Annotated in this window: 19 protein-coding genes and 1 other RNA gene; 10 read left to right on the top strand and 10 right to left on the bottom strand. The window is 30.4% G+C overall.

Going from position 1 to position 19,354, the window contains the following annotated elements:
• Positions 1 to 65 precede the first annotated feature (65 nt).
• Together CAMP5053_RS04775 and CAMP5053_RS04770 are read left to right on the top strand one after the other, a co-directional pair.
• Positions 66 to 1,694, top strand: coding sequence for a multidrug ABC transporter permease/ATP-binding protein (locus tag CAMP5053_RS04775; protein ID WP_214127246.1), 1,629 nt, complete (start codon positions 66 to 68; stop codon positions 1,692 to 1,694).
• A 9-nt stretch (positions 1,695 to 1,703) separates the two neighbouring features.
• Positions 1,704 to 2,177 carry a GlcG/HbpS family heme-binding protein gene (locus CAMP5053_RS04770; RefSeq protein WP_214100416.1) on the top strand — a complete coding sequence of 158 codons (474 nt, stop codon included), beginning with the start codon at positions 1,704 to 1,706 and terminating at the stop codon, positions 2,175 to 2,177.
• A 23-nt stretch (positions 2,178 to 2,200) separates the two neighbouring features.
• On the opposite strand, the gene cgb is transcribed toward CAMP5053_RS04770, so the two are convergent.
• Positions 2,201 to 2,629: a single-domain globin Cgb gene (gene cgb / locus CAMP5053_RS04765; RefSeq protein ID WP_039619438.1), complete on the bottom strand. Its 429-nt coding sequence runs from the start codon at positions 2,627 to 2,629 to the stop codon at positions 2,201 to 2,203.
• 189 nt (positions 2,630 to 2,818) lie between these two features.
• Between cgb and CAMP5053_RS04760 the strand changes: the two genes are divergently transcribed.
• The 4 genes from CAMP5053_RS04760 (at position 2,819) to CAMP5053_RS04745 (ending at position 7,711) form a co-directional block, all read left to right on the top strand.
• A complete protein-coding gene (locus tag CAMP5053_RS04760; RefSeq protein ID WP_087699822.1) occupies positions 2,819 to 3,823 on the top strand; it encodes an extracellular solute-binding protein in 1,005 nt (334 codons plus the stop codon).
• A 19-nt stretch (positions 3,824 to 3,842) separates the two neighbouring features.
• Complete coding sequence (locus tag CAMP5053_RS04755) at positions 3,843 to 5,426, top strand: ABC transporter permease (RefSeq protein ID WP_337217371.1); 1,584 nt, start codon at positions 3,843 to 3,845, stop codon at positions 5,424 to 5,426.
• Complete coding sequence (locus CAMP5053_RS04750; protein WP_337217370.1) at positions 5,426 to 6,424, top strand: ABC transporter ATP-binding protein; 999 nt, start codon at positions 5,426 to 5,428, stop codon at positions 6,422 to 6,424. The genes CAMP5053_RS04755 and CAMP5053_RS04750 overlap by 1 nt, the downstream gene beginning before the upstream one ends.
• A gap of 63 nt (positions 6,425 to 6,487) precedes the next feature.
• Entirely contained in the window at positions 6,488 to 7,711 is a 1,224-nt protein-coding gene (locus CAMP5053_RS04745) for an HD domain-containing protein (protein ID WP_214126526.1), read from the top strand.
• A gap of 4 nt (positions 7,712 to 7,715) precedes the next feature.
• Here CAMP5053_RS04745 and ffs read toward each other — a convergent pair.
• Positions 7,716 to 7,813: signal recognition particle sRNA small type (ffs, locus tag CAMP5053_RS04740), an RNA gene on the bottom strand.
• Positions 7,814 to 7,865: 52 nt separating this feature from the next.
• Here ffs and CAMP5053_RS04735 point away from each other — a divergent pair.
• Entirely contained in the window at positions 7,866 to 8,309 is a 444-nt protein-coding gene (locus CAMP5053_RS04735; RefSeq protein ID WP_087699830.1) for a hypothetical protein, read from the top strand.
• Between the two features lie 10 nt (positions 8,310 to 8,319).
• On the opposite strand, the gene CAMP5053_RS04730 is transcribed toward CAMP5053_RS04735, so the two are convergent.
• The 4 genes from CAMP5053_RS04730 to CAMP5053_RS04710 are packed head-to-tail and all read right to left on the bottom strand — an operon-like array spanning position 8,320 to position 13,050.
• Entirely contained in the window at positions 8,320 to 9,945 is a 1,626-nt protein-coding gene (locus CAMP5053_RS04730) for a flagellar hook protein FlgE (protein ID WP_337217369.1), read from the bottom strand.
• A 4-nt stretch (positions 9,946 to 9,949) separates the two neighbouring features.
• The gene (locus tag CAMP5053_RS08650; RefSeq protein WP_087699833.1) at positions 9,950 to 10,957 is read right to left on the bottom strand and encodes a flagellar hook capping FlgD N-terminal domain-containing protein; all 1,008 of its coding nucleotides are present in this window, start codon (positions 10,955 to 10,957) and stop codon (positions 9,950 to 9,952) included.
• A gap of 50 nt (positions 10,958 to 11,007) precedes the next feature.
• Positions 11,008 to 12,708 carry a flagellar hook-length control protein FliK gene (fliK, locus tag CAMP5053_RS04715; RefSeq protein ID WP_087699835.1) on the bottom strand — a complete coding sequence of 567 codons (1,701 nt, stop codon included), beginning with the start codon at positions 12,706 to 12,708 and terminating at the stop codon, positions 11,008 to 11,010.
• A gap of 3 nt (positions 12,709 to 12,711) precedes the next feature.
• A complete protein-coding gene (locus CAMP5053_RS04710; protein ID WP_039619431.1) occupies positions 12,712 to 13,050 on the bottom strand; it encodes a hypothetical protein in 339 nt (112 codons plus the stop codon).
• A gap of 126 nt (positions 13,051 to 13,176) precedes the next feature.
• Here CAMP5053_RS04710 and typA point away from each other — a divergent pair, with 126 nt between their 5' ends.
• Positions 13,177 to 14,985, top strand: coding sequence for a translational GTPase TypA (typA, locus tag CAMP5053_RS04705; RefSeq protein ID WP_039629177.1), 1,809 nt, complete (start codon positions 13,177 to 13,179; stop codon positions 14,983 to 14,985).
• Entirely contained in the window at positions 14,985 to 15,617 is a 633-nt protein-coding gene (locus CAMP5053_RS04700) for a poly(A) polymerase (RefSeq protein ID WP_337217368.1), read from the top strand. The genes typA and CAMP5053_RS04700 overlap by 1 nt, the downstream gene beginning before the upstream one ends.
• A gap of 11 nt (positions 15,618 to 15,628) precedes the next feature.
• On the opposite strand, the gene CAMP5053_RS04695 is transcribed toward CAMP5053_RS04700, so the two are convergent.
• A complete protein-coding gene (locus CAMP5053_RS04695; RefSeq protein ID WP_337217367.1) occupies positions 15,629 to 16,369 on the bottom strand; it encodes a carbonic anhydrase family protein in 741 nt (246 codons plus the stop codon).
• Positions 16,370 to 16,487: 118 nt separating this feature from the next.
• On the opposite strand from CAMP5053_RS04695, the gene CAMP5053_RS04690 reads away from it, so the two are divergent.
• Complete coding sequence (locus CAMP5053_RS04690) at positions 16,488 to 16,871, top strand: GNAT family N-acetyltransferase (RefSeq protein ID WP_337217366.1); 384 nt, start codon at positions 16,488 to 16,490, stop codon at positions 16,869 to 16,871.
• Here the strand turns inward: CAMP5053_RS04690 and CAMP5053_RS04685 are convergent, their stop codons facing one another.
• The 3 genes from CAMP5053_RS04685 to dba all read right to left on the bottom strand — a co-directional run bounded on the left by CAMP5053_RS04685 (position 16,872) and on the right by dba (position 19,288).
• Positions 16,872 to 17,501 (bottom strand): protein-L-isoaspartate(D-aspartate) O-methyltransferase, encoded by a 630-nt coding sequence (locus CAMP5053_RS04685; protein WP_263664091.1) that lies wholly within the window; start codon positions 17,499 to 17,501, stop codon positions 16,872 to 16,874.
• 90 nt (positions 17,502 to 17,591) lie between these two features.
• Entirely contained in the window at positions 17,592 to 19,109 is a 1,518-nt protein-coding gene (gene dsbI, locus CAMP5053_RS04680; protein WP_337217365.1) for a disulfide bond formation protein DsbI, read from the bottom strand.
• 11 nt (positions 19,110 to 19,120) lie between these two features.
• Positions 19,121 to 19,288 carry a disulfide bond formation protein Dba gene (gene dba / locus CAMP5053_RS04675; protein WP_087699845.1) on the bottom strand — a complete coding sequence of 56 codons (168 nt, stop codon included), beginning with the start codon at positions 19,286 to 19,288 and terminating at the stop codon, positions 19,121 to 19,123.
• Positions 19,289 to 19,354 lie beyond the last annotated feature (66 nt).

Below are 19,354 nucleotides of genomic sequence, written 5' to 3'. Positions count from 1 at the left end.
AAGGATATATTATATTATCAATAAGTGGTTATAATTTCACATTTATTGCTTGAAAAGGTATCATTGTGAGTTTTTTGTGGATTTTATTTCAAGAAAATAAATTTAAAATCATTCTTTTTTTACTTTTTAGTATTTTTACAAGCTTGTTAGGTGTATTGACTTTAGTTTTTATCAATGAATTTTTATTAAAAACTAGTCTTGAAAACTCAAATATTATCGTGTATTTTGTGCTTTTATTGCTTGTGTTTTTTGCGAGTTCTTCTTTTGTAGAAATTGCTCTAAGCTCGTTTGGGCAAAGTTTTATTTTTAAAATGCAAAGAAGGGTTGTAAAGCAAATTTTAGATACAAGTGTTTTGAGTATTTTAAACACCACCAAAGCAAAGATTTTAGCTTCTTTAAATAATGATGTGCGTAGTATTTCTTTTGGACTTTTAAGACTTCCTGAATTTATACAATCAAGTGTTTTAATTATTTGTGTAAGTGCTTACATAGCTTACCTTTCTTTGGAAATTTTCTTTTTGTGTTTAGCATGGATAGTGTGTGTTTTTTTGGTAGATAATTTTTTGATGAGCAAAGTGTATTTTTATTTTAAAAATGCTAGAGAAAATGATGATGCTTTGCAAAAAAACTATCAAAATATTTTACAAGGACATAAGGAACTAACCTTAAATCCTTTAAGGGCGAAGTATTATTATGAAAATGAGTTTGAAAAAAATGCTCTAAAAAAGAAAAAAAGTTCCACTATGGGAAATATCTTGCATATTTTATCTAACAACTGGAGCAATAGTGCTATGCTAGCTTTAGTAGGAGTGGAGTTTTATATAGCCTTAAGCTATGAGCTTGCTAGTTTGCAAAGTGCTACGACTATTGCTTTGAGTGTGCTTTTTTTAAGAGCGCCACTTGGAGCTATGATAGGAAGTTTTCCTACGCTTATGATGGCAAAAATCGCTTTGGATAAAATTTCAAATTTAAATTTAGAAAATTATTCTCATGAGTTTAAACTCAGTCAAAATAAAAAAACTTGGCAAAAACTTTGTTTTAAAGATGTATCCTTTGCATACAATGAAAAATTTGCACTAAGACCTGTAAATTTTGAGCTTAAAAAAGGCGAATGTGTATTTTTAATAGGTAAAAACGGTAGCGGTAAATCTACTTTTTCTATGATTTTAGCAGGGCTTTTTACAGACTTTAAAGGAAGTATTTTTTTAGATGATGAAAAAATAACTTCAGAAAATATTTATGAGTATAGAAGTTTAATTAGTGCTATTTTTAGTGATTTTCATTTGTTTGAGCATGTTTTAGAAGATGAGAAATTTAGCAAAGAGGACTTGGTATATTGGCTTGAAATTTTAGAGCTAAATGAAAAAGTAGAGCTTGTAGAAAATACTTTTAGCACTATAAAGCTCTCAGCTGGACAAAAAAAGCGTCTAGCTATGCTTAATGCTTTACTTGAAAAAAGGGATATTTTGATCTTAGATGAGTGGGCCGCTGATCAAGATCCTATGTTTAGAAAGTTTTTTTATACTAAACTTTTGCCACTTTTAAAGCAAAAAGGTATTACTATATTTGCTATAACTCATGATGATGTGTATTTTGATATGGCTGATAGAATTTTACTCGCACAAAATGGTCAAATTTGTGAATTAAAAGGCGATATTAAAGAACTGGCAAAAAATGCAGTAGAGAAATTTTAAAGGAAAAAAATGAAAAAATTACTCATTTTATGTGTATTTTTAGGAGTAAGTTTGATGGCAAAATCTTTTGAGCTTGTAAAAGAGCCTGTTTTAACTACGCAAATGGTTGAAGGGATTTTGGATCTTGCAAAGAAAGAAGCAAGAAAAAATGGCTTTCATGTAAGCATTACCATAGTAGATAAATCCGGTCAAATTTTAGCGGTTTTAAGAGATGACAAAGCAGGAGTGCATACGCTTAATGCTAGTTATAAAAAAGCTTACACAGCCACTTCACAAAAAAGAGAAACAGCGATTATTTTTAAAGGTGTAAAAGAGGGTAAAATACCTGAAGATATTCGTTATTTAGATGATAAGTTTTCCATTATGCCTGGTGGGGTGCCGATTTTTATAGATGGAGTTGTTGTTGGTGGTATAGGTGTGGGTGGAGCACACTTAGATGAGGATGTAAAAATAGCTAAAGCAGGGATAGCATTTTTAAAATAGGCTTTGAAAATCAAAGCCTATGATTACTTAGCTTTTGCATAAATTTCTTTTTCAATGTCTATGTAAAATTGTGCGATAGCTTTGTAAGCTTCTTCCCAAGCTTTTAGTGTAGTTTCATCTGCATTTAATACTACTTTAATAGCCTTTAAAAGACAAGCGCCTACTATAGGGTAATGTTCTTCTTTGACATTTAATTTTGTATGAGTGATAGCTACTTTATCAACAAAGCTTCTCATATTTTCTAAATTTTCTACATTTTTTGCTGCCATTAAAATAGCCATTGCTAAAGCTTTTGGTTGCTCTCCTGAAGCTTGTTTTTCCATATTAAACATAGGTTTTACTTCAGGATATTCTTCAAACATGATTTTATAAAATTCTTTAGTTAAAACTTCACCATTTTTTTGTAAAACCGGCACACAATCTTTGATGATTTGAATTTGTTCTTGTGTCATTTTTTCTCCTTTGTATATTGTATTTTTGATGATTATATAAAAATGAGAGAAAAAATATCTTGATTTATGTTAATTTTGTATCATTTTATTTTAAAATGATTATGTGTATCAATTTAAGTAAATATAAAGTGAATTATTAATATAATAATCCTTATCAATTTCAAAATTTAAATTAAGGAAATTTATAAAATGAAAGCAAAAGTAGTTTTACTATCTTTACTAGCTGCTATGAGTTTAAGCGCTCAAGAGCTTACGATTTATTCTCATCGTCATTATGATTCTGATAAAGGAATTTTCAAATTATTTCAAGAAAAAACAGGCATTAGTGTAAATGTGGTGCAAGCTAAGGCTAATGAGCTTGCTAAAAGATTAGAAGTTGAAGGTAAAAATTCAAAAGCAGATTTATTTATGACTGCTGATGCGGGAAATTTAGAACAAGTTCGCACAAATAATCTTTTTGTTTCAGTTAGCTCACCTGAGTTAGAAAAACTTTCTCCAAAAGAATTAAGAGGTAAAAACAACGAATGGTATGCTTTTACAACAAGAGCAAGAATCATCATCGCTTCTAAAGATAGAATTAAAGATGGAGAGATTAAAACTTATGAGGATTTAACTGATCCTAAATTTAAAGGTAAAGTTTTAGTAAGAAGTTCAAATAATGTTTATAATATTTCTTTGTTAAGTGCAATGATTGATACTTTGGGCAAAGAAAAAGCAAAAGAATGGGCACAAGGCATAGCAAATAATCTTGCACGCACTCCAAAAGGCGCAGATCGTGATCAAATTCGTGCAATCTATGCCAAAGAAGGCGATGTGGCTATATCAAATAGTTATTATCTAGGACACTTAGCAAATTCAAAAAATCCTAAAGATGTTGAAGCTGCAAATTCAGTAAAAGTGATTTTTCCAAACCAAGATGATAGAGGAACACATATTAACGTAAGCGGTATAGGTGTTTTAAAAACTTCTAAAAATAAAGAAGCTGCGGTTAAATTTATCGAGTTTATGCTTTCAAAAGAAGCACAAGAAATTTTAACAAACCAAAATTATGAGTATCCGGTAAACAAAGAAGTAAAACCTGCTAAAATTTTACAATCATGGGGCGAGTTTAAAATCGAAAAACCAAATTTTGAAGCTTACTGGGGTAATGCTAAAGAAGCTTTAATGATTTTTGATGAAGTTCAATGGAAATAATTTTAAGGAAAAATAAAATTTGAAATTTTTAAGTCTAAGGTGGTCTTTTGCCACCTTTTTTTTCTGTAGTTTAATCATACTGCCTATACTTGCTATTATCTTGCATCTTCCTTTTATAGATATTAATACCTTAAAACATTTGAGTAAAAATGTCTTGCCACGATATATTTTTGGTAGTGCTTTTATATTGTTTGGGACTTTAGTGCTGTGTTTGATTATAGGTTTAGTTAGTGCTTATTTGATAGCTTTTTATAAATTTTTTGGCTCGAAATTTTTTGAATGGTTTTTGATTTTACCTTTGGCTATACCTTCTTATGTGATGGGTTTTGTTTGGATTGATTTGTTTGAATTTCAAGGCTTAATCCCTACTTTTTTAGGTGTTGATAGGCGTATAGATATCATGAATGCTTATGGTGTGATCGTGATTTTATCTTTTGCGCTTTATCCTTATGTGTATTTTTTTGCTAAAAATACCTTTGCTTATGGACTTGGAAATATCATTTTAAGTGCTAAAACGCTTAAGGCTTCTAATTTAAAAACATTTTTTAAAGTGATTTTGCCATTTTGCCGTGTGGGTATAGTGGGTGCTTTGCTGTTGGTGGCTATGGAAGTTTTGAGTGATTATGGCTTGGTAGCGTATTTTGGTGTAGATACTTTTAGTGCAGGAATTTTTAGAACATGGGGAAGTGGTGGCGATGAAGTCAGCGCTGTGGCTTTGAGCGTAGCTTTGCTTGTGTTTATCGCACTTTTAATGCTTTTAGAAAAAATTCAAAGAGGTAAAAAAGGCTTTAATCAAAATGTATTTTTGCCCACTCCAAAAGATGAGTTAAAAGGCTTAAAGGCATTTTTAGCCTTTTTATGGTGTTTTTTAGTGGCATTTTTAGCTTTTGTCGTGCCTATTATATGGCTTGTTTATTGGGCTGGGTTTGATTTTATGCAAAATTTAAGCAATGTCTTAACACCTGCATTTTATAGCCTTAGCGTGGCTTTGGCGAGTTCTTTTGCTATTGTGGGAGTGGCATTTTATTTGTGTTTTGTGGTGCGTTTAAATGATACAAAAGCTTCTAAAATCATCCTTTGGCTTACGACTTTGGGGTATTCTTTACCTGGAGCTGTGGTAGCTGTGGGAATTTTAGTGATTTTGGGTGTGTTAAATTATATTTTTGACCTTTTATCTTTTGAATATGCCATAGGTGGTGGATTTTTGGTGTTGTTTTTTGGGTATTTTGTGAGGTTTTTAGCTTCAGGGATTTTTGCAACTCAATCAGGCTATGAGCGAATTTCTAAAAATATAGACTATGCAAATTTAACCTTAAAATCAAAACCATTTAAAATTTTTGCTCAAATTCATTTTCCTTTGATGAAACATTATTTAGCTTTAGCTGTGGTGATTATTTGTGTGGATATTTTAAAAGAATTGCCTATTTCAACTATACTTTCACCTTCAGGTTTTCAAACGCTTTCATCGCTTGTATTTGCTTATAGTGAAAATGAGTTAATTTATAATGTTTCTTTGCCATCTTTGATTATAGTGTTATTTGGGATTATCCCTACATTTTTAATGCATTATTTGCAAAATAAAAACAACCAAAAAGGACGATAATGGAAATCTTAAAAATTGACAATCTTTACAAATCTTTTGGAAAAACAGAGGTTTTAAAAGGAATTTCTTTAAGTTTAAGAGAAGGTGAGATTGTCAGTATTTTGGGAGAAAGTGGCTGTGGTAAGAGTTCTTTGCTTGGTTGTATAGCAGGTTTTTTTGAAATCAATGATGGTAGTATTTATATAGGGGATAAACTAGTTGCTTCTAAGAGTGTGTATTTAGTCCCACAAGAGCGTGATGTGGGGGTTTTGTTTCAAGATTATGCTTTGTTTCCGCACTTAAATGTAGAAGAAAATATATGCTTTGGTATAAGCTCTTTGGGTAAAAACGAGCAAAAACAAAGACTTGATGAAGTTTTAGAAATTTTAAATTTAAATACACTTTTAAAGCGCTATCCAAATGAACTAAGTGGCGGGCAAGCCCAAAGAGTAGCGCTAGCAAGAACCATAGTCGCAAGACCAAAAATCATACTTTTTGATGAGCCTTTTTCAAATTTAAATCACACTTTAAGTGTTAAAATGCGCAAAGAAATCAAAAATATTTTAAAAGAGCATAAGCTTAGTGCTATTTTTGTTACGCATGATAAAGACGATGCTTTTTATTTATCAGACAATATCGCTTTGATTAAGGATGGGAAAATTTTAGACTATGGAAGTGCTAAAGAGCTTTTTTATAAGCCTAAAAATATAGATAGTGCTTGCTTTTTGGGCGAGGCATTTTTTATAGATCCAAATACAATTTTAGATGAGAAATTCAAAGCATATTTGCAAAGTAAAAATGGTATTTTACGCCCTAATGATATACAAATTTCAACTTCACAAACTCCTTTAAAAGCTAGCGTTTTAGAATGCGTGTTTTATGGGGATTTTTATGAGCTAAATGTGAGTTTGGAAGGACATATTTTTAGCATTTACCATGATAAAGAGCTTAGTAAAAATGAGGAAATTTATCTTAAGTTAAGCGATAGAGAAAAATTTAACCACTCTAATTCATTTTAAATATATCTAAAATTTGCTAAAGATTATAAAATAAAGTAAAATCACAGCAAAAAAAGGAAATAAATGATTAGTGTAGAATTAATAGAACATATTTTTAAAGCCGCTTCTATATCAAGATGGAATGATTATCCTAGAATGACAAATTTAGTCGAGCTTGATAAGCAAGCGCATAAATTTATCATTGCTTATTTCATTGCTAAAATGGAAAAAGATGTGAATATGCGCTTTATTATAGAAGCGGGGATTTTTGAGTTTTTAAGCAGGGTAGTAGTGACTGATATACGCCCTGATGTGTATCATGAGATAACGCGTGCAAAAAATGAGCAAGTAAGTGCTTGGGTGTTAAGTAAAATCGCACCGATGATTCAAGATATTGAAAATGGTGCATTTTTAAAACGCTATGAGCTTTTTTTACAAGGTAAAGATTATTCTAAAGAAAGGCTTATTTTAAAAGCTGCTTCGTATTTTGCGACAAGATGGGAGTTTAATATAGTTTATCAAACTAGTTCATTTTTAAGTGATATTGATGAGATTAAGGCTAAGGTTGAAGAAGAATTAGAAGATTATTATGAGTTAATCGGCGCAAGAAAAATCGCCCTTAATCAAAAAATTTCTAAAATAATTGATCTAAGCGGACGTTTGCGTTTTCAAAAAAGATGGGCGCAAACTCCAAGAATTCCAGAAACTGCGGTTTTAGGGCATATGCTTGTGGTGGCTATTTTGTCTTATTTTTATTCTTTAGAAGTAAAAGCATGTGATGGTAGAATAGAAAGCAATTTTTATTGTGCTTTGTTTCATGATTTACCTGAAAGTTTAACTAGAGATATCATCTCTCCGGTAAAATATGGCATAGATGGTTTAAATGAGATCATCAATGAATATGAGATGAAGCTTATTAATGAGAAAATTTTACCTTTTATACCGCTATCTTTTAGAGAAGAATTTAGTTATATACTTGGTATTAGAGAAGGACAAAATGAAGAAAGCGCCTTTGTAAAAAATGAATTTGAAAATCGTATTTTTAATAATAAGCCAAGTGTTTATAGTGGTAGTTTAGATGCTGTTAATGAAGATCGTTTTAAGGCTATTGATGGAAAAGCTTTGAAGTATTGTGATAAACTAGCAGCTTTTATAGAAGCGGCTTTGTCAATTAGCTATGGAGTAAAGTCTAAAGAGCTTGAAAATGGTTTTTTAGGAATGTGTGAGTATTTCAAAACAAATCCGACCATTAATGGGGTAAATTTCTTTAGAATTTGTGAGGATATTAAAGGATATTTTAAACTTTAAAAACCCTCTCCCAGATGACTGCGGCACACACTAAGTCTAAGTGCTCTGCTGTGTTCCCACCCTGAAGCGGTGCTTAAAAATAGCATTGCACAGGTCTAAGAGAAGGCAGTTGAAATAATATCTTAAAATATCTTAAAAAACATTGAGGTGAAGTATGTTGAGTATATTTGCAAACTTTTTATCTAAATTTAGAGAATTTTTTGTTCCAAGTCATTTGTCTTTAGAATTTAGAGCAAAATCTTTTGCTGCTATTATCGTGGCGAATAAAAATATAAAAGCAGAAATTTGGCAAGTTTTAGCTGATATTGCAAATGAAGTTTATCCAAATGATAAAAGCAGACAAGCAATTTTGGTGCAAACTTCTAAAGAATATGTAGATAGAGTTTTAAAAAATGAGCTTAGTTTGGATGCTTTGCTTAAAAATATTGCCTTGCTTTTAAAGAAAAATCCAAGATATGCAAAAAAGATTAATTTTCATAGACTTGAGCGTTTGATGGATAAAAATGAAGAAGAAGCTTTGATACAACTTAGGGTGTATGAGTTTTTTGAGCAAGAAATAAAATATATTTTAGAGAAAAATTCAAAAGAATCAATATGAAAAGCTGAAATTAGCGTTTCATATTGATTGCTTTTTGTATCATTTGATCAGCTGTTGTGATACTTTTACTGCTTGAATCATAGGCTTTTTGTAAGGTGATTAAGTTTGTAAAAGCTACTGATAAATCCACATTAGATTGCTCTAGTTTTCCACCTTCAAAGGTAGCTGTGCTGAAATTTCCATTAGCATCAAGCAAAAAGGTTGGATTACCACTATTTCCTGTTTGCCCATAAAGATTTTCTCCTAGCTTTTCTAAGCCTTGTTCATTTGTAAAATTAAACAAAGCAAGTTTTGCCATAGCTATTTGATCTCCATTTGTAAAAGTCGCTATGATAGTACCATCTGTATTAATAGAATAGTTATTTAAAAATCCCTCACCCTTGCCATCTGTTTGTGTGTGTACCGAAGGTTGTTTATTTTGTAAAGCATGCAGTCCATCATAACCTGAATTTGGTATATTTGGATCATAATAAGAACCAAGATTTATGTTAACCTTTGTGCCATTATTATCTACTGAATTTAAGGTGTTAGATACCAAGGCTCCGGCCTCGTTAAAGGTAATTAAACCTTCGGTAGTTCCGCCTGTTTTGTTGCCATCATTATCATATACTTGAGCAACTGCTTTGTATTCTAAGTCTGTACCATTTTGCGGTAAAACTCTATCTAATTTAACCTTAACCCAGCTAGTAGAACCATCAGGATTAATTAATTTTGCAGAAAGCTCTGAGCTGTCAGCTACTTCTTTTTCTACACTTAAATGAGATGATTCTAATTTAGCTGTTTCTAAATCTACTTTATCTAATTTTTGATTATCAATACTAAAAGCCAAATTCTCATCTAAAGTAGCTTGTAATGTTTGACTAGCACCTTTTTCATCAGTGATTTTAAAATATATAGTATCGCCAGGTTTTAAGCCATAAATTTGCTCATCTTTTACACTTCCTGAAATTTTTACACTACCATCTTCATTTTTGATAAATTCAAATTTAGAAGCATCTACATCTACATTTACCGCTTCTGTTTTGGTGCTTGTATCTAAATTTCCACTCCAAGTGATATTTTGTGTTGGTTGAGGTGGCAAATAAAGATTTTTAGGTACAGAGATAGGCCCTTGAGTATTAACTCCACCTATTTGGAAATTTTCTCCAGGCGTTCCACTCCAAGCTGTGGTAACTTTTTGTCCCATAACTTGACCAAACATATTTGAAACCCTATCGCTTAGTTGAATTTCTTTTAATGATGGATTCATAGTTCCAAGCACATAATTGCCATTTGAATCTACTAAAAAGCCATTTGCATCGGGTTTAAAAGCACCATTTCTAGTATAATAAACTCCATTGGCATTACTTACACCAAAAAAGCCTTTTCCGGCAATTGCTACATCAAATTCATTATCAGTAGAAACTAACGGACCTTGTTCAAAAATATCATTAGTAGCTCCTGCTACACTACCATAACCAGTTTGACCTTTATTGTATGATTGTGTTGTTATGGTGCTATAAAATACATCTTTGAAAGCTACGTCAGAGTATTTAAAACCAACTGTATTGACATTGCTTATATTATGAGCAGTATTGTCTATACCATAACTTTGAGATTTTACTCCATTTACTCCATTATAAAATGCTGTAAACATGATTTTATCCTGTAATCTCTTTAATATCTTCCCATTTAACCCAGCTACCGCCCATACCAACTAGAGCTTCACCTTCTTCAAATCTAACTCCAGTAATAGGATAAGCACCATAAGTTGAGTTCACTGTTGTTCCATCTTCACCTATATAGCTTGCTCTTACATAGTATTTTCCAGATGGCACAGGATTTCCGCTATCATCGGTTCTATCCCAAACAATTTGCTTCATACCAGCACTCATATCTTTAACACTCATTGTTCTTACAGGATCTCCTGCTTCATTGTAAATAGTAAATGTTACAGGTTCACTATCTGATTTATAAGCTGAATCAATCTTAGCTGTTTTTATATCAACACTTGGAGTGTGTCCTACTATTTTAAATGTTTGATCTTCTCCAACTATTGCCTGAACAGTCTCTTCTTGTCCTTTATCGTCCTTCAATTTAATATGTATGGTTTCCCCAGGTTTTGCTACTTCTTTATCAACTTTACCACTAATATCAAGTTTATCTTCACCATTTTTATTAAGTTCAAAACCTTCTATATCAATGTCAGTCTTTTTACCCTTTTGAGGTTCTTTTGGTAAATACATATTAATTTGAAATTGTATATCATCATCTGCTACTACAAGATAATTATCCTTAACCGTTGCGAGTTTTCCAACTGCAGCTAATGCACTCATACCAGTACTTGCTGCAATAGAATTTTGTAATTTAGTCATTGCTACTACAAGTTGAGTCATGGTTTTATTGGTGTTATCTTGCATTTCAAGTGCTGAAAGTTGTGCTGTTTGAGTAAGCATTTTTTCAGTATCCATAGGATCAGTTGGATCTTGATGTTGAAGCTCTATTAGAAGAAGTTTTAAAAATGCATCCTTGTCAAGCTCTGCTCCAGGGTTATAAATTAATCCACTATCACCTTCTCCAGCTCTAGCATTTCCTTTAGTATTTGGCATATCTTTGGTGTTAAGCGCTGCTAAAGGACCTTGAAGAGTTTGTGTATTTATATTTGACATAAAAATCCTTTTTTATATATTTTTAAAGCTTAAAGCAAAAAATATTCCATTTAAAAATATTTTGCTAAAACCATTTCCAAGCTTGGTTTTTCTTGAATTTCTTTTTCAAAATTCACCTTATCTTCTTTATTATTACTACTTTTTTGTTTTTGTTGATTATTTTGTTCTTTTCTTTCTTGGTTGTTAAAATTCATTTCTAAATTTGTAAAGCCCATGTTTACAAGAGCATTTTTAAACTCAGCTTGATGTTGTATGAAAAGATTTAAAGTGTTTTGATTAGAATTGAAGCTGATGTTTAGGTTAGATCCTCTTTGGACTAAAGTAACTTCTACTTCCCCAAGATTGTGTGGATTTAAAGTTATACTAAAGCGTGTTATAGGTGCTTTATAACTTTCTAGTTTTTCTTTAAATTCTTGAGCAAAATCATTGAAAGTTTCTTTCATAGGAATATTTTGATTTCTTACAAAATTATTAGAAACTCTATTCATTTCTTTCACGTAAGAATTTAAATTTTCTTCATTATGATCACTATCATCTTTTGTAAGTTCTTTGGTGTTTTTGAAAATATCGTTAAAAACATCTGTGTTCTGAGTATTTTTTTCTGTTTTTAATTGTTTGTCTTGAGTATTTAGTAAATTTTCTAAATTAATTTTCAAATCTTGATTTTGATTTTGTAAATTTTGGATATTTTTTGTATTTGTTAATTCGGTTTTTAAATCTTTTGAATTTTCTAAAACAGAACTTATTTTTTTACTAAAGTTATCTTCGCTAGTGGTTAATTTTTCATTTTTTAATATTTCTTTAAAGTCTATCTTTTCTTTGTCTTTGATTTCTTTTTTCAAGTTTGTATTTTGAGTGAGATTAATAAGCTCAATATCATTGGCTTTATCGTTATGTTTAGTGGTTATATTTTGTATGTTTTTTGTATATTTTATTTCTTTTTCATCTTTATCTTGAATTTTTTCTACTAATTTTTCTTTAAAATCTATATTTTGAATATTATCTTTATTTGGTGTTTTTTCATTTTTTTTAGGAAGTTCTATATTTTTTAAAGCAGAAGAAAGCAAAGAAATACCTTCATTTTCTTTGCTTTTTATATTTTTACCTGAATTTGGTTCTTCTTTTAAAAGTTTAGTGATTTTTTGATTGATTAAATCTTGAAAAACATTAGTATTGTTTTGTTTTTGTGGTTCAATTAAGTCTTTATTGTTTAAATTTGAAGTTTTAAAAAAACCTTTTTTATCAAGATTTGGAAAGGCTTCTTTTAAATCTTTAATTTGTTCAAATTTTATATTTTTGATGTTTAATCCAAGATCTTTTGCTATGTTAAAAAGCTCATTAATATTTTTTATATTTTTTAGCTTGTGCAAGTTTTTTTCAAGAGTTAAAATAGCAGTATTATCTTGCACGAGTTTGTTTAATTTTATATCCTTGCTATCACTTTGTAAAACCTCTAATAAAGAAAGAATTTGCATAAAACTCGCACCTTCAAAAAGTTTTATAGCATCTTTTTCATCTAGTGAAAGTTTATTATTGGTATCTTTTAAGTCTTTATCTTTGCTTGTGTTTTCTTTTTGTGGTGCTTTAAAATCTTTTGATATACTTCCATCTTTTTCATTTATTGCTTGTAACAAGGAATTTAAAAATTCCTCTCCATCGTTTTGTGAATTAGTACTCTCTTTGTTAAGATTTTCATTTTGTGGAGCGATGCTTAATAAATTTAAAGCATCGCCTGCTTGGATATTTGACATTAATTAACCTACTAAAAAATTATTTTTTGCTAAATTTGGAAATAAATTTTGCAATTGTGCTGCACAATCAAGTTTTAAATTTTCATGAGAAAGATTAAAATTTTTAAATATTACTAACAATTCTTCTATATTTTTAGCGTTTAAAACCGCATTTTCATTATGAGCATCATCTAAAATTTCGCTTACTTTGCTTGAAAGCTTTGCATAGTTTAGTTCTTTTTCTTCGTTTGAATTTACAACTTCTAAATAATTTAAAAGTTCCATAAAATGCTTACTATTTAAAACTGAAGTTCCTTGTTTTTCTAAGTTAGCGTTGAAGATTTGAGTATTTAGGTTTGACATATTTTTCTCCTTAAAAATAATTCTTACCCAAACAAAAGCAACAAGTGTTCCAATTTGTTAATCTTAATTTTTAAGCATTTTTTTTATATAATATTAGATTTTAAATTTAAGACTTTGGAGAAAAACTTGGATAATATTAGAAATATAGCCGTTATAGCTCACGTTGATCATGGTAAAACAACGATGGTAGATGAGCTTTTAAAGCAATCAGGAACTTTTAGCGAGCGTGAGCAAATAGCAGAACGCGTAATGGATAGCAATGATATAGAAAAAGAAAGAGGTATTACTATACTTTCTAAAAATACTGCTATTAATTATAAAGGCACTAAGATAAATATTATAGATACTCCAGGCCATGCTGATTTTGGTGGTGAAGTTGAGCGTGTGTTAAAAATGGTTGATGGGGTTTTACTTTTAGTTGATGCACAAGAAGGGGTTATGCCTCAAACTAAATTTGTGGTAAAAAAGGCTTTATCTTTGGGTCTTAAACCTATTGTTGTTATTAATAAAATCGACAAGCCAGCTGCTGATCCTGAAAGAGTAATCAATGAAATTTTTGATCTTTTTGTGGCTTTAGAGGCAAATGATGAACAACTTGATTTTGCAGTGGTTTATGCAGCTGCTAAAAATGGTTATGCAAAACTCGCACTTGAAGATGAAAGCACTAATATGGAGCCATTGTTTAAGACTATACTTGAGCGTGTGCCTGCTCCAAGTGGTAGTGATGAAAATCCTTTACAACTTCAAGTTTTTACTCTAGGTTATGATAATTTCGTTGGTAAAATAGGCATTGCAAGAATTTTTAATGGCAAAGTAAAGAAAAATCAAAATGTAATGCTTGCTAAGGCAGATGGTTCTAAAATCAATGGAAGAATTTCAAAACTTATTGGTTTTATGGGACTAGAAAAAATGGACATTGAAGAAGCAGGGACAGGTGATATCGTTGCGATTGCAGGTTTTGAAGCTTTAGATGTAGGAGATAGTGTTGTAGATCCAAACAACCCTATGCCACTTGATCCTTTACATATAGAAGAGCCAACTTTAAGCATAGTATTTTCAGTAAATGATGGTCCTTTAGCGGGTACTGAAGGAAAGCACGTAACTTCAAATAAAATCGCAGAACGCCTAGAAGCGGAAATGAAAACTAATATTGCTATGAAATATGAAAGTACAGGTGAGGGTAAATTTAAAGTAAGCGGAAGAGGCGAGCTACAAATAACTATCTTGGCTGAAAATATGCGTAGAGAAGGTTTTGAGTTTTGTATGGGAAGACCTGAAGTTATCGTTAAGGTAGAAGATGGGGTAAAAACAGAGCCGTTTGAGCATCTAGTGATTGATGTGCCTGATGATTTTACCGGAGTGGTGATTGAAAAACTAGGTAAAAGAAAAGCTGAAATGAAAACCATGACACCAACTGGAGATGGTCAAACAAGACTTGAGTTTGAAATTCCTGCGCGTGGGCTTATAGGATTTAGATCGCAATTTTTAACAGATACTAAAGGCGAGGGTGTGATGAACCATAGCTTTTTAGAGTTTCGTCCATTTAGCGGAGCAGTTGAAAAAAGAAATAATGGTGCGTTAATTTCTATGGAAAATGGTGTTGCGCTAGGATATTCTTTATTTAACTTGCAAGATAGAGGGGTATTGTTTATCGATCCTCAAACAAAAGTGTATACAGGTATGATTATAGGCGAGCATTCACGCCCAAATGATTTAGATGTTAATCCTATTAAAGGTAAAAATTTAACTAATGTTAGGGCAAGTGGTAGCGATGATGCGATTAAGCTTGTACCACCTAGAAAATTAAGCCTTGAAAGAGCATTAGAGTGGATAGAAGAAGATGAGCTTGTAGAGGTTACTCCACAAAATATTAGAGTTAGAAAAAGATATCTTGATCCTACTCAAAGAAAAAGAATGGAAAAGGCTAAGTCTTAATGGATTTTGAAGCCATAAGACAAGCTTTAAATAAAAGACTCAAAGCTTTACAAATTTTAGCATTTGCTGAAGCTTTGGTTGTATTTTTTCTTGCTTTTCAATTTAGCAAAGATGTGATTATAGCTTTATTTTTTGCTGTTTTAGCAGGAGTTTTGTTTTTTAGAATTTTAGGAAGAAAGCTTATGTGGGGACGCAATGAGCTTGTGTTTAAAATGTGTGAAGAATTTTTAAAACAAAACAATGCTAAATTTGACAAACAAGGTTTTGATCAAAAAGATTTTGAAAAAATTGCTTTTGATTTTTCTTTAAAAACTTATCATTCTCAAAATTCTTTTATTTTCGATGATTTTATTCTTTATGATGTGAAATTTAAAGATGAATTTGGGAATTTCTTTTGTGGAATTTTGCTTTATAGTAAGAAATTAAAAGAAGATATTGATTCAAATGAAAGTATTTTTGAAAAAGTAAAGGATAAAGAATTTTCTACACAAAGAGTTTTGAAAAAAGATGATTATTTGCTCATAGCAAGTTTGAAAAATCCTTTTTTTGCTGATTTAAAAATATCTTGCGAGTTAAATTTTAAACTTTTTAGAGCTAATTTAGAAAAAATTCAAGCTTTCATAAATGATTAAGTTTAGCTTACTTAATCATTTTGTTCTAAATTATTAATTTCTTGTATTTTTAAATTCTCATTTTTTCCCATTAAATTTTGTATGGTTTGGATTTGCTCTTTAGAGGCATAGCTCATATCTTTTAAAACTATCCAAGTGATTTTTTGATTACAAGGCTTGTTGAGTTTGTTTTTAAAGATATAAAAAGATTGAAGGTCATTTGGCAATAACTCATTAGCACTTAAGCCTTGAACATAAAGTTTATCGCCTTCTTTTTTAGGAAAAGCACGAATGATTTTTTTAATAAAAGGATTTTCCACGCCTTCTTGTAAAAATAATGCAACCACTGCTATATCGCCTTTTTGACTTACATGACTAAAATGAATTTCTAAAGGGTAAGACTTTTTATCAATAGAAATTTTTGATGGAGCGTGAAAGTGAAAATGAGATAAATTATAACTTGTATTATCTAGCACGATATGGCTTCCATTGCTTGCAAAATGCATTTTTATAGTATAACCATCATTTATTAAGCCAAAAGAATCGTTTGAGTAGTTAAATTCTAAAGAATGATTTTTATTTGTAACCTTTTTACTGTTTATATTGATAAAATCTTGATTTAACCCACTTTCACAATAAATCCAGTTTTTATCTAAATTTTTCCATTTGTCTTTGTCTAAGAAATTTCCATGTGAGGCATTTTGAGGCATTTGCTCATAGGCAAAAAGCATGCTAGTGGTAAATAAACCAAAAAGTATTTTTTTAAAACTCATAATATTCCTTTTTTTAGTATAATTATAAAAAAATAAATCCTATAAGAAGCTTATGTTTAAAAATAATTATATTAAAATTAAATATTTTAAAGAAATTACAGATAATATTAAGGATAAATTGATCGATATATGGGAGGATAGTGTAAAACATTCCCATGATTTTTTATCTGATTTTGATAGAGAAAAGATTAAAAATGATCTTTTAAATTCTCAAGTATTTTTTAGTTTAAATTATTTGATTTGCTATGATAAAGACGAAATGATTGGATTTTTAGCATTTGTGGATGATAAAATTGAAATGTTGTTTATAAGATCAAAATATTTTAACAAAGGTATAGGCACTACTTTAATATCTAAAGCCATAAATGACTATCATTTGAAATATGTTGAAGTAAATAAAGACAATTATAAGGCATATAAATTTTATCAGAAAAATGGTTTTATACAAGAGGGTGAATATAAAGATGTATATGGTTTTATTGTTTTAAAAATGAAATTTTAACTATTCTTTGCCATCTTTGATAGGTACAAAAAGGCATTCATCTAAAACTTCTTTGCTAATCTCACCATCTTTTTTGGTAAATTTAGTGATGAATTGTTGATTTCCTATGAGTAAAGGAGCTACTAAAATTCCATTGTTTTCAAGTTGATCAAATAATACATTTGGGATGTGCTCTATATAAGCTGAGAGTAAAATCCTATCATAAGGCGCATAATTTTTCCAACCATTTTGTCCATCATCAAATTTTACATGAATATTAGCATAGTTTAGTTTTTTAAATTTTTCTATAGCACTAATTGCAAGTTTTTCAATGCGCTCTATGGTAAAAACTCTTCTAATAAGCTTACTTAAAATCGCGGCTTGATACCCGCTACCACAACCTATTTCTAAAACACTATCAGCATCTTTAAAATCAAGCGCCATAGTCATTTTAGCTACGGTTAAAGGCGAGCTTATCCATTGATTGCCCATTAGAGGAAGTGCATCAAGTCTATAAGCATGCATTTTTAAAGGTGAAAAAATTTCTCTTGGAGTAGAACAAAAAGCTTCAAATAATTCTTCATTGATGAAAGTATTTTTGCGAATTTCTTCTGCCATAGTTTGACATTGTTTTTGTTCAAATATATGAATCAATAAGCACTCCTTGATAAAAAGCGTTATTTTATCTTAAATTTTATTTATCTAGCTTTAAAATCCTTAAGGCGTAAAAACGCCTTAAGATTAATCAAGTGTATAAAGGATGTTTGACCCATCTTGATAAGATAAGATATGCATTTTGCCATCTTTAAAGAATAAGCTTCTTGCATTAGTTATATTTTCTGGATAAGAAATAGTTTTTACAACTTCTTCTTTGTCTAGATCAATTACAGCAATAACATTATGCTTTTTACTTAATGCATAAATTTTACCATCTTTAAATGCCATTGAAGTTACATAAAGATCGCCCAAAGTTTTTCCTTCTTTTAGTTCAGCTTTAGGAGTAAACTCAGCTGAAAGAATTCTATCTGCCAAAGAAATTTTAGAAATTACAAAAGTTTTAGCGTCTTTATTGTTTGGAACAGTTGCTGTATACATATATTTTCCATCTGTTGTTGTGCTTAAAACATGATGGAATTTAGCTCTAACTGTATCAATTCTACCACGACCAAGATCTTTACCTTGCCCTTCGAAATTATTTGCTCCTCTCATAAAATCAGCATATTGTAAAGCTTCATCTGCATTAGGATTTTGAGCAAATCTTAAGAAAGATTTATTAGAGCCCATTAAGATATATTTGTCATCTAAATAAGGAATAATTCCTACGATAGGATTAATTGTAGCTGAAAAATATGGATCTAATAGAAAATCTGCTTTAGTACTAAAATTATCATCTAAGAAAAATACTTCCCATTTAGAACTTGCAACATACTCTCCATTAATATAATCAAGAGTGTTAATAGCCTTAGGAAAATCAATTTTTGTTTCATTTGTTATTTTTAGATTTTCATCAATACTTGCAAATGGAGCATTGCTGATATTATTATCAAACTGAATGCCTAGTTTTTCACTAGCAGGTGCAAAAGCAAAATCAGGTTCTTTAACATCGCGTTTTCCTAAGAAAGAAACACTTTTCCAGCTTTTACTCCAACCTGAATCATCCCAAATGATGTATTTAGGATTTAAACTAAAGCGAACTGGATCACCTTGCCCACTATATGGAATAGGACCAGTGCTTACGAAAGCTTGGAATACATTTGAAGCTACAATAAAAGCAACAATAACTATAGCGGCTAAGTTAAATTTAGTTAATTTTCTAAAGCTAGCTCCTTCCATTTCTTTTTCAAAAGATCCAAATTTTGGAGCAAAAGCAAAAATAACACCTAGTAGTAAAACAACCGCCCAAAACACTACTTCAGCCCAAAAATAAGTGTGTAGACCAAAAATAGGTAAACCAAAACCTTGATCAAGATCACGATGTGCGTGACCACTTATATGGTTAAATGATTGCCATAAACCAAACGCAGTTGCAAATAAAAGGAATGCTAAAAATTTACCTTTCATGCCATAACGCACAACAAATAAAGCCGCTACACCGATATAAATCATTGATTCTCTTTGACCCCAGCAAGAAGTACAAGGGCTATCACCTAGCATATAGCCAAAAATTAAATTTGCAATTCCAACAGGTAATAAAATTATTAAAAAACCTGCCATGCACATTAAAAAATAAAAGAATTTAGTTTTATTAATATCATACATATTCGTCACCTTTATAGATTCATTAGGCCTAAGATTGCGCCTGATTTACGACCTAAATAGTCAAATACCATAATAGCCCATGAAATTACAAGTATAGAAAAAGCTAACTTTTCTTTTTCAGGTTTAGCTATCATGAGAACTATGGCAACAAAAATTAATAAAAGTTCTAAAAACTCCATAATTACTCCTTATGATTAAAATAAAAACCGCGGATTTTACTGTATTAGAATAAATAAAAATAAAAT

The sequence above is a fragment of the Campylobacter sp. S4:11 genome (assembly GCF_024723695.1).
GTDB classification, from domain to species: domain Bacteria; phylum Campylobacterota; class Campylobacteria; order Campylobacterales; family Campylobacteraceae; genus Campylobacter_D; species Campylobacter_D jejuni_C.
This window is presented reverse-complemented; position numbering and strand designations above follow the sequence as displayed.